Below are 350 nucleotides of genomic sequence, written 5' to 3'. Positions count from 1 at the left end.
TGCATCCGTAGCTCAGCTGGATAGAGTACTCGGCTACGAACCGAGCGGTCGGAGGTTCGAATCCTCCCGGATGCACCATCTTCTCCGAGACAATAGTCACGCTGTTGTTTCAGGGGCTGCGGTTTTACCGCAAGCACCAGGGAGGATAACGTTGCCTAAGCAACGGCCCGAAGGGCGAGGTGAAGCCGAGTCATCCTTCCGGATGCACCATCTCTTACTTGATACAACGTCAGTTGTCGTATCAGTATCGGCAGTAAAGCAAGTATTCCGATGCATCCGTAGCTCAGCTGGATAGAGTACTCGGCTACGAACCGAGCGGTCGGAGGTTCGAATCCTCCCGGATGCACCAT

At 54.9% G+C, this 350-nt stretch carries 2 tRNA genes; both read left to right on the top strand.

The annotated features are described in order from the left end of the window. Window position 1: 1 nt before the first annotated feature. A tRNA-Arg gene (locus APU02_RS04085) sits at window positions 2-78 on the top strand. A gap of 194 nt (window positions 79-272) precedes the next feature. Next, window positions 273-349: transfer RNA gene (locus APU02_RS04080), tRNA-Arg, on the top strand. Window position 350: the final 1 nt, after the last annotated feature.

This window comes from Citrobacter sp. 50677481, assembly GCF_001463265.1.
Lineage (GTDB): Bacteria > Pseudomonadota > Gammaproteobacteria > Enterobacterales > Enterobacteriaceae > Citrobacter_A > Citrobacter_A sedlakii.
Note: the sequence above shows the minus strand (reverse complement) of the source record. Positions and strands in the feature narration are given on the sequence as shown.